This window comes from Rhodovulum sp. PH10 (assembly GCF_000293785.1).
Classification (GTDB): domain Bacteria; phylum Pseudomonadota; class Alphaproteobacteria; order Rhizobiales; family Xanthobacteraceae; genus Rhodoplanes.
In genome coordinates this window covers 1-8,652 of the sequence record NZ_AKZI01000212.1, presented here as the reverse complement: position 1 = coordinate 8,652, position 8,652 = coordinate 1, and the positions used below count along the sequence as shown (strand labels likewise).

The 8,652-nt window shown below is 68.1% G+C and carries 9 protein-coding genes and 1 riboswitch; all 9 genes read right to left on the bottom strand.

From position 1 onward, the window contains the following. Nucleotides 1–73 precede the first annotated feature (73 nt). Entirely contained in the window at nucleotides 74–775 is a 702-nt protein-coding gene (locus tag A33M_RS21565; RefSeq protein ID WP_008392015.1) for an energy-coupling factor ABC transporter ATP-binding protein, read from the bottom strand. Then, entirely contained in the window at nucleotides 762–1,544 is a 783-nt protein-coding gene (gene cbiQ / locus A33M_RS21560; protein WP_040622530.1) for a cobalt ECF transporter T component CbiQ, read from the bottom strand. Before cbiQ ends, A33M_RS21565 begins: the two co-directional genes overlap by 14 nt. Continuing rightward, nucleotides 1,541–2,185 carry a hypothetical protein gene (locus A33M_RS21555; protein ID WP_008392010.1) on the bottom strand — a complete coding sequence of 215 codons (645 nt, stop codon included), beginning with the start codon at nucleotides 2,183–2,185 and terminating at the stop codon, nucleotides 1,541–1,543. Before A33M_RS21555 ends, cbiQ begins: the two co-directional genes overlap by 4 nt. Nucleotide 2,186: 1 nt before the next feature. Beyond that, on the bottom strand, nucleotides 2,187–2,810 hold the full coding sequence (gene cbiM, locus A33M_RS21550) for a cobalt transporter CbiM (protein WP_008392008.1): 624 nt from the start codon (nucleotides 2,808–2,810) through the stop codon (nucleotides 2,187–2,189). Nucleotides 2,811–2,835: 25 nt separating this feature from the next. After that, nucleotides 2,836–3,633, bottom strand: coding sequence for a DUF4198 domain-containing protein (locus A33M_RS21545; RefSeq protein ID WP_008392005.1), 798 nt, complete (start codon nucleotides 3,631–3,633; stop codon nucleotides 2,836–2,838). 138 nt (nucleotides 3,634–3,771) lie between these two features. Next, nucleotides 3,772–3,986: riboswitch (cobalamin riboswitch) on the bottom strand. Nucleotides 3,987–4,145: 159 nt separating this feature from the next. Beyond that, entirely contained in the window at nucleotides 4,146–5,420 is a 1,275-nt protein-coding gene (locus A33M_RS21540; protein WP_008392000.1) for a TRAP transporter large permease, read from the bottom strand. Between the two features lie 3 nt (nucleotides 5,421–5,423). Further along, a complete protein-coding gene (locus A33M_RS21535) occupies nucleotides 5,424–5,915 on the bottom strand; it encodes a TRAP transporter small permease (protein WP_008391998.1) in 492 nt (163 codons plus the stop codon). Nucleotides 5,916–6,102: 187 nt separating this feature from the next. Next, nucleotides 6,103–7,083 (bottom strand): TRAP transporter substrate-binding protein, encoded by a 981-nt coding sequence (locus A33M_RS21530; RefSeq protein WP_008391996.1) that lies wholly within the window; start codon nucleotides 7,081–7,083, stop codon nucleotides 6,103–6,105. A 250-nt stretch (nucleotides 7,084–7,333) separates the two neighbouring features. Beyond that, nucleotides 7,334–8,356 (bottom strand): patatin-like phospholipase family protein, encoded by a 1,023-nt coding sequence (locus tag A33M_RS21525; protein WP_008391994.1) that lies wholly within the window; start codon nucleotides 8,354–8,356, stop codon nucleotides 7,334–7,336. Between the last annotated feature and the right edge of the window lie 296 nt (nucleotides 8,357–8,652).

Below are 8,652 nucleotides of genomic sequence, written 5' to 3'. Positions count from 1 at the left end.
ACTCCAGCCGGGAATCCCGCCTCGGGAATCAATCAGCCGAATCCGGTATGACGCCCCCGCCTCTCCGGCGGGTTCAGGCCGAAAATTCGGGAACGATGCGCCCGTCCCCGAGCCGCACCGTGCGGGTCGCGATCTTCTTCCGGAAATGCGGGTCGTGCGAGACGACGATCATCGCCTGCGGCAGGCCGATCAGAATGTCGGTCACCCGCGCGGCGGTCGGCTCGTCGAGGCCGTTCGTCGGCTCGTCGAGCAGCAGCACGCGCGGCTCCATCGCCAGCACGGCAGCGAGCGTGACGAGACGCTTCTCGCCGCCCGACAGCTTGTGGGTGACGCGATCGCGCAGATGCGCGAGGCCGAGCTTTGCCAGCACGCGCTCGACCATCGCCGCCGCCTCGGCGCGGCTGCGCCCCATGTTCAACGGGCCGAAGGCGACGTCCTCGGCGACCGTCGGGCAAAACAGCTGATCGTCCGGATCCTGAAAGACCAGCCCGGCGAGGCAGCGCACCTCGTGAAAGTCCGCCTCCTCGCGCCGCGCCCGCCCGAACGCCGTGACGGTGCCCGCCTGCGGCACCAAGAGGCCGACGACGATCTGCAACAGCGTGCTCTTGCCGGCGCCGTTCGGCCCGGTGAGGCACAGCCGCTCGCCGGCCGCGAGCGCGAGGCTCGCGCCGTCGAGCACGCGCGGACGCCCCGGATAGGCGAAGACGATACCGCTCGTCTCCAGCAAGGCCGGCGCGGGGTCGGCGAGCGGGTCGCCCGCATCAGCCGGCGACATGCAGAATCTCCAGCGCCGCCATCGTGCTGACGAGCGCGATGCCCGCGAGCGCGAACGAAACATCGGCGGCGGACCAGCACCATGTCGCCTCGAGATGAAGCCGGCCGGCAAAACCGCGGCACTTCATCGCCCCGAAGATACGCTCGGAGCGCTCGAGCGCCCGCACCAGGAGCATGCCGACCAGATAGCCGAAGGTGCGGTAGGTGTGCCACGAGGTCTTTGGCCGAAACCCGCGCGCCTTCATGGCGATGCGCAGCCGCCGCTGCTCGCGGTCGAGCACGTCGACATAGCGCACCGTGAACAGCACGAGATGCACCAGCCGCTCGGGCACGAGAAGCGCGCGCAGCGCGCGGGCGAGCAGCACGGCCTCCATCGAGCCGAGCAGCGCCAGCGCCATCAGCACGATCGCGTTCGCCTTCACGCCGATGGTGAGCGCCTGCAAAAAACCCTCGCGGGTGGCGGCGAAGCCGAGCAGATGAAACACCGGCTCGCCCGGCACGGTGAAGGGCAGCATCGCCAGCATCACGACGATGAAGCCGTCCATCGTGATCACGCGCTTCAGCGTGCGCACCACCGGCAGCCGCGCCAGCACCGCCACGGTGAATGCGCCCGCGAGCGCGAGGCCGAGCGCAGCCGCGCCCGACAGCGACACCACCACGACGGCAAACACTGCCGCAGCGAGGATTCGCAGCCGCGCGTCACGCCCGGCGACGACGCTGCCACCCGTCGCATCGAGGAGCCCGGGGACGCTCTCGACGGACTGCGTCATCGGCCGGCCGCTTTCGCGTTCGCCCGGCGCGCGGCGAAGAAGAACCACAGGCCGAACAGGCCGAAAATGTAGCCGATGCCGCCGAGGATCGACTGAAGGTCGTTCTTCTCCTTCAGCGCGATGATCTCACGCCGCAGCGGCCGCACCTCGTTTCTCACGAGCTCGGCGAGCAGCGTCCGCTGGGCCTCGAGCGCCGACGCGGTGGCCGACGCTGTGGCCGGCGCCTCGGCCGAGCCTTCGGCAGCGACGGCCGTAGGCGAAGGCGTCACTGCAGCAGACGGCGCACCGACGCCGGCGCTCGATCCTGCCCGCAAGCGGGCCGGCAGCTCGTCGACCGACAGATGCACCTCGGCGACGTGCCCGGCGCCGAGATCGGCACGGAACACGATCGGCACCTTCTCGGTCGGCGTGTAAACGAAGGTGCCGTCCTCCTCGGTGCGAACCTCGCCGAGCTTGCGGCCGTCCTCGGCCAAAACCTCGACCAGCGCGTTCGCCGCCATCGAGCCGTCGGAGAAGCCGATCTCGCCCTCGATGCGGTCGCCGCTCGCAAACGCTCCCGCCACCACCTTGTGGGCGAGCGCCACCCCGCTCGACACGCACGTGATCACGACCGTGATCGCGGCAACTGAACGAACTCTCATCTCACGCCTCCCTCGGCGCCGGGCCGAGCGCATCGAACAGCTCCGGTTTGACGCGACGGGCGAGCAGCACCGCCGCCCCGGTGAGCGCCGCCTCGATCACCATCACCGGGATGTGCGCGAAGAACACCAGCTTCGCCGCCGCCACGAACTGCGAGCCCGACGCGGCGAGCGCGATACCGACCAGAAGCGTGGTCAGCGCGATCGCCAGCGCCCCGCCGATCGCGCCCCAGATCGCCGCGACCTTCGGCGAGCTCGCCGCGATCGCCGGCCGGCACACCCAGCCGACGATCACCGCCGGCAGCGCGATGTTCACCGTGTTGACGCCGAGCACCGTGAGCCCGCCGAAGCCGAAAAACACCGCCTGCAGCAGGAGCCCGACGAACAGCGCCGGAAAGGCGGCCCAGCCGAGCACCAGCCCGGCCAGGCCGTTCAGAATGAGATGCACGCTCGACGGCCCGATCGGCACGTGCACCAGCGAGGCGACGAAGAAGGTGGCCGACAACACGCCGGCCGCCGGGATCTTCTCCATCGGCATCCGCCTGAGCCCGAGCCCGATCCCCGCTGCCGCGAGAACCGCCCCCGTGATCACGACCGGGGCCGACAGGGCACCGTCGACGATGTGCATGAAAGCTCTCCCGCTCGGGCCCTTGTTATTTCAGATCCCAGGCGCGCACCCAAAGCACCGCGTCCTGCGACAGCGGCTTGCCCTGGTGGGTCTTCTCCGGCCCGCTGCCGAGCGCGGCAAAGCCCCAGAAACCGGCCTTCGGCACGCCGAAGGTGAACATGCCGTTCTGATCGGTGACGGCGACCAGCGCACCGCCGGGCGGCGGCGACACGCTCGGCTCGCCGGCCTTGCGCGTCGTCATGTCGGGCTCGGCGGCCATGTACTCGATCTCGATCTCGACGCCGGCGGCGGGCTTGCCTTCGGACAAGACCTGCCCCGTGAAGGTGGAGCCGGCGAGCACGGTGGTCGGCTTGTTCAGCGGCACGATTTCCGTGGGCAGGCCGAGCGGCTCGTTCCAGCCGGTCGGCACGCCGCCGCGATTGACGAACGACTTCGTGATCTGCTGGATGAACTTGTCTTCACTCGTCTCGAGATAAGGCTCGGGCACCAGCGCGAACACGTAGTCGCCCATGCGCCGCACCGGCACCTTGGCCGCAAAACCCTTGGCGGTGTTTTCCGCTCCCGTGAAGGTGATCGGCGCGAGCGAGTCCGTCAGATCGGTCCTCTCGCCCTTGTGGACGACGAAGAACTGTTGCGGCTTGCCCATGTCCATCGCGTGGCCGTTGGCGAACGGATGCCAGAAGACGAGGAGCAGCGGCACGTCGGCCGCCTTCTCCAGCACCACGTCGGGCGTGTAGACGAGCTGAAAATGCGCCTGCGCCGGCGCGCCGGCGAGAGCGAGGGCGGCGGTCGCCGCCGCGAGCATCGATTTGACGTTTGTCACGAGTGAGGTCTCCTGACGTGGCCACTCGGGCCTCGAACCGCAAGGAGACGCTCGGGAGAACAGGCCGCACGAGGACGCGGGGGCGTCCCCGGTGTAGCACGACGCTCACCCCGGCGTCCGAACGACGAGCCGCCCGCCTGATGGCGGACGGGTGTGGCAGGTCTCCTGGCTCGCGGGTCTGCGTCTCGCCGAACCTTCCCAGCCGTTTGCCGGCCAGTGGCTCGTCTCGGCGATCCTTGCCGCTCACAGTTGCGGGGGCAGCCACGGCATTGCCGTCTCGCGACGGCGCACCGTGTTCCCTTTTAATCCCGGACGGACGACTCCGGCCGAGAACCACACTCGTCCGGTATCACGACGCCGGGCGGCTGTCGAGCATTTGCACGCCGTGCGGGCGGGGCCGGCAGTGACGACCGCCGGCAACCGCCGGGGAACAAAAAAGCCGGCCTCCCTGGTCGGGGAGACCGGCTCTCGCGCATCCGCAGCCGCCGGAGGTCGGCGGCGCTCGACGACGATCACTGCAGGAGATTGGGCAAGACCGTCGCGATCGGCGGAACCAGCGTGACGAGCAGCAGCGTCACCAGCAGCGCCAGAAGATAGGGCAGCGTCGCCTTCATCACCTGCTCGAGCGGCACCTTGGCGATCGCCGAGGCGACGAACAGATCGAGCCCGACCGGCGGCGTGATGCAGCCGATCGCCAGGTTCATCACCATGATCACGCCGAAATACAGGGGATCGATGCCGAGCGAGATCGCCACCGGCAGGAAGATCGGCGTGAGAATCACCACCGCCGCCGAGGCGTTCACCAGCGTGCCGAGGATCAGGAGCAGCACGTTCATGATCAGCATGAACAGCACCGGCGACGCGGTGAGCGCCACCACCGCCTGTCCGACGTGATGCGGCACCTGCAGGTTCGTCAGCATCCAGCCGAACACCTTTGCCGCGCCGACCAGGAACATGATCAGCGTGGTCCCGATCACCGCCTTGAAGACGATCTCCGGGAAATCCTTCAGCTTCAGCTCCTTGTAGACGAACATGCCGACCACGATGCCGTAGACCGCGGCGACCGCGGCCGCCTCGGTCGGCGTGAACACGCCACCATAGATGCCGCCGATGATGATGACCGGCGTCAGCAGCGCCCAGAACGCCTCCTTGATGGTGCGCAGCAGTTGCAGGATCGAGAACGAGCCTTCCGGCGGGATGCCGTTGCGGCGCGCGATGAACCAGCCCATGGCGCACATCGACAGGCCCATCAGCACGCCGGGCAGCACGCCGCCGACGAACAGATCGCCGATCGAGACGTTGGCGATGACGCCGTAGACCACGAAGGTGATCGACGGCGGAATGACGATGCCGACGGTACCGGAGGCGGCGACGATGCCGGTCGCGAGATCGCGGCGATAGCCCTTGCGCTCCATCTCGTCGATCATGGTCGAGCCGATCGCCGCAGTGGTGGCGGCCGACGAGCCGGAGATCGCCGCGAAGAACATGCCGGCGACCGCGACCGCCTGGGCGAGGCCGCCGGTGAAGGAGCCGACCATCGCCTGGGCGACGCCGACCAGACGGCGGGTGACGCCACCGGCCGACATGAAGGCGCCGGCCAGCATGAAGAACGGCACCGCCATGAAGGAGAACGAGTTGATGCCGGCGAAGATGTTGTGCGTCACCAGAACCTGCGGCAGGTCCATGTACATGAACAGCACGAAGGAGACCGACAGCGCGAGCGCATAGGCGACCGGCACGCCGAGCAGCGCCAGCACGATGAACGCGACGACCAGGGCGGTTCCCATGGCTCAGGCCTCCGGCTGCGGGCGGCCGGCGATCTTGCGCACGATCTTGACCGTGTCCCGAACGTGATAGAGCAGCATCAGAATGCCGGAGACCGGCATGATCACATAGACCCAGCTCATCGGGATGCCGAGGCCGGGCGACTCCTGGAAGGTCATGGTCTCGGTCATCACCCAGCCCTGCACGATCAGGAGCAGGATGAAGACGTAGCCGCAGGCATTGATGAACACGTCGAGCACCAGGCCCGGCTTGGTTCCCTTCAGGAGACGCGGAACCAGCTCGACCGAGAGATGGCCGTCCTCGCCGAGGATCAGCGCGGAGCCGAGGAAGACGACCCACACGAACAGGAAGCGGGCCAGCTCCTCCGACCATTCGAAGGTGAAGCCGAGCAGATAGCGGGTGATCACCTGCATGAAGATGATCGCGAGCATCACCAGCATCGCGGCCACCGAGATCCCGTACAGGACTTTTCGGAGATAACGGAAGATCAGATCCATCGGCCAGGACCTCGATGAGCCGCCGGCGGCGGCGGACGCCGCGCCGGAAGCGGGTCGTCGGGTCTTCCGGCGGGAGTGAGGAAACGGTCGGCGGCGGAGGCGGCGACGAGAGAGGCGGATGCGTCGGCCCGCGCGCCGAAGATCGCGCCCGGGCGAACGTCCGGGCGCGGCGTGCGACGAATACGGCTCACTTGTCGCGGAGCGCGTCGACCTTGTCGATGTTGTCCTGTCCGACCATCGGCGCGAACTTGGCGGTGACCTCGCGGGTCGCCTCGCGGAACGGCTTGCGGTCGACCGTGATCACTTCCATCTTGCCGGTCGCGCGGATCTTGTCCCAGTAGTCGTTGTCGGCCTTCTCGGAGACCTTGCGCTGCCAGTCGATCGACTCCTTGGCGGCGTCGAGCACGACCTGCTGTTGCTTGGGCGACAGCTTCTTCCAGGTGATCATCGAGATCAGCACCGGCTCGGGCGAGTAGGCGTGGGCCGTCAGCGAGGCGTACTTCTGCACCTCGTAGAAGCGCTTGGTGTAGATGTGCGCGGACGGGTTCTCCTGGCCGTCGACGGTGCCCTGCTGCATCGCCGAGTAGAGCTCGGAGAGATCCATCGGGGTCGGCGAGGCGCCGAGCGCCTTGATCATCTCGACGTGGATCTTGTTGGTCTGCACCCGGATCTTCAGGCCCTTCATGTCCTCCGGCGTCTTGATGGGACGCACGTTGTCGGTCATGTGGCGGATGCCGTTCTCCATGTAGCCGAGCAGCTTCAGGCCGCGCGGCTCGAGCTTCTTGCCGATCTCCATGCCGACGCTGTCGAGCGAGCGATAGGCATGCGGCCGATCGTCGAACAGGAACGGCAGATCGAACAGCGAGATCTGCGGCTGGAACTGACCGAGCGCGGCGGTGTTCACGAACGCCATGTCGAGCGAGCCGAACACGAGACCCTCGATCATCTCGCTCTGGCCACCGAGCTGAGAGTTCGGAAACACCTCGACCTTCATGTCGCCGCCCGACTTCTCGGCGACCAGCTTCGCGAAATAGTCGGCGCCCTGGCCGTAGGGGTGCTCGGGCTCGGCGATGTGGCCGAGCTTCAGGACGACGCTCGCGGCGAGCGCCGGTCCGGAGAACGCAACGGCGAGTATGCACGTCGCGAGGATGCTCGTGATGCGCTTCATCAATTCCACCTGTCGTGTGAAGAAGGGGAAGTGCCGCGGCAGCGGACCTCGCTGCCGGGTTGAGCGGATGTTACCATCCGAAATTCCGGCCGCATCCGTAAAGCTCCGCTGGCGGCGTGCACGACATACCGTCTTCGCGCGCGCTTCGCGCGCAGATGCGCTCGCCGCTGCATCGTCGCACCGTTCTGCTCCGCCGCGGCGCGGCACGACGTGGGTGCAGCGCGGACTCACGCTGCGCGAGCGCGCGGAATCACACCAGTTGCCGCATCGAATCGAGATCGAGCGTCGAGCGCTCGCCGAGGTCGTGCGCGTGGCGCGCGAGGAACGATTCGGCGGCGGCGCGGCCGAGATCGCGCAACTCACAGAAGAACGGCCACTCGGCGATCATCTTGGAGGACGCATCGAGCTCGGCCATCGCGGCGCTGGCGATCCGGTGCATGCGCATCTCCGCCCAGCGCGCGCCCTCGCAGTCGCCGGGATCGGCGACCTCGCGCAACAGCGCGATCATCCGCAGCTCCTTCAGCAACACCGCGTTGAACGACACCTCGTTCACCCGATTCAGAATCTCGCGGGCGGTGCGCGGCGTGCCGGGCCGCTCGATCGGGTTGATCTGCACGATCACGGTGTCGCGCGCGCCGCACTCTCGCACCAGCGGCGTGATGGTCGGGTTACCGGAATAACCGCCGTCCCAATAGGGCTCGCCGTCGATCTCCACCGCCTGGAAGAGCGTCGGCAGGCAGGCCGAGGCGAGCAGCACCGCCGGCGTGATTCTCGCATTGGAGAACACGCGGCCCTGACCGGTGTGGACGTTGGTCGCCGTCACGAACAGCTTGACCGGGCTGCGCTCGAGCGCGTCGAACGCGACGTGGCCGGCGAGCACGTCGGCGAGCGGATTGATGCCCGGCCCGAAGTCGTAGGGCGACACCACGCGCGCCACCAGATCGGTGAACAGATAGACGGGCGAGGTGTCGAGCGTCCAGCGGCCGAGCAGCGCGTCGAGCGGCGTGCGGCGGAACGGGCTGAAGGTCGCGGCCTCGGCGACGCTGCGCCAAAAGCCCTCGAGCGCGGTGCGGGCATTCGCGCGGCCGCCGGAGGCCAGCGCGGAGACCAGCACGGCGCCGTTCATCGCCCCGGCCGAGGTGCCGGAAATGCCGTCGATGCGAAACCACGGCTCCTGGAGCAGCCGGTCGAGCACGCCCCAGGTGAAGGCGCCGTGCGCGCCGCCGCCCTGCAGCGCGAGGTCGACCGAGACGGGTGAGCGTTCGATGGCCACGGAAAACCTCGCTGTCGAAACGGTCCGCCGCATGCCGGGCCCATGCTCGGGCCCCGCGGTGTCGCGAACGGTCGCCCGTCGCGGCACTCGTCCGACTTTTGTCGCGCAAGCTCTGCGCGAATGCAAGACGAGTCACGACTGTCGCGAGGGCGACACCCGCCGCAGCCGGACGCGCAAAAACGGTCCCGCCGCGGCATCTCACATCGGCGAGGCGGCCAGCTCGTCGAACAGCCAGTCGCGGAACCGCCGGATCTTCGGCAGCTTCAGCTTCGACTTCAGGTACAGCAGCCGGTGGC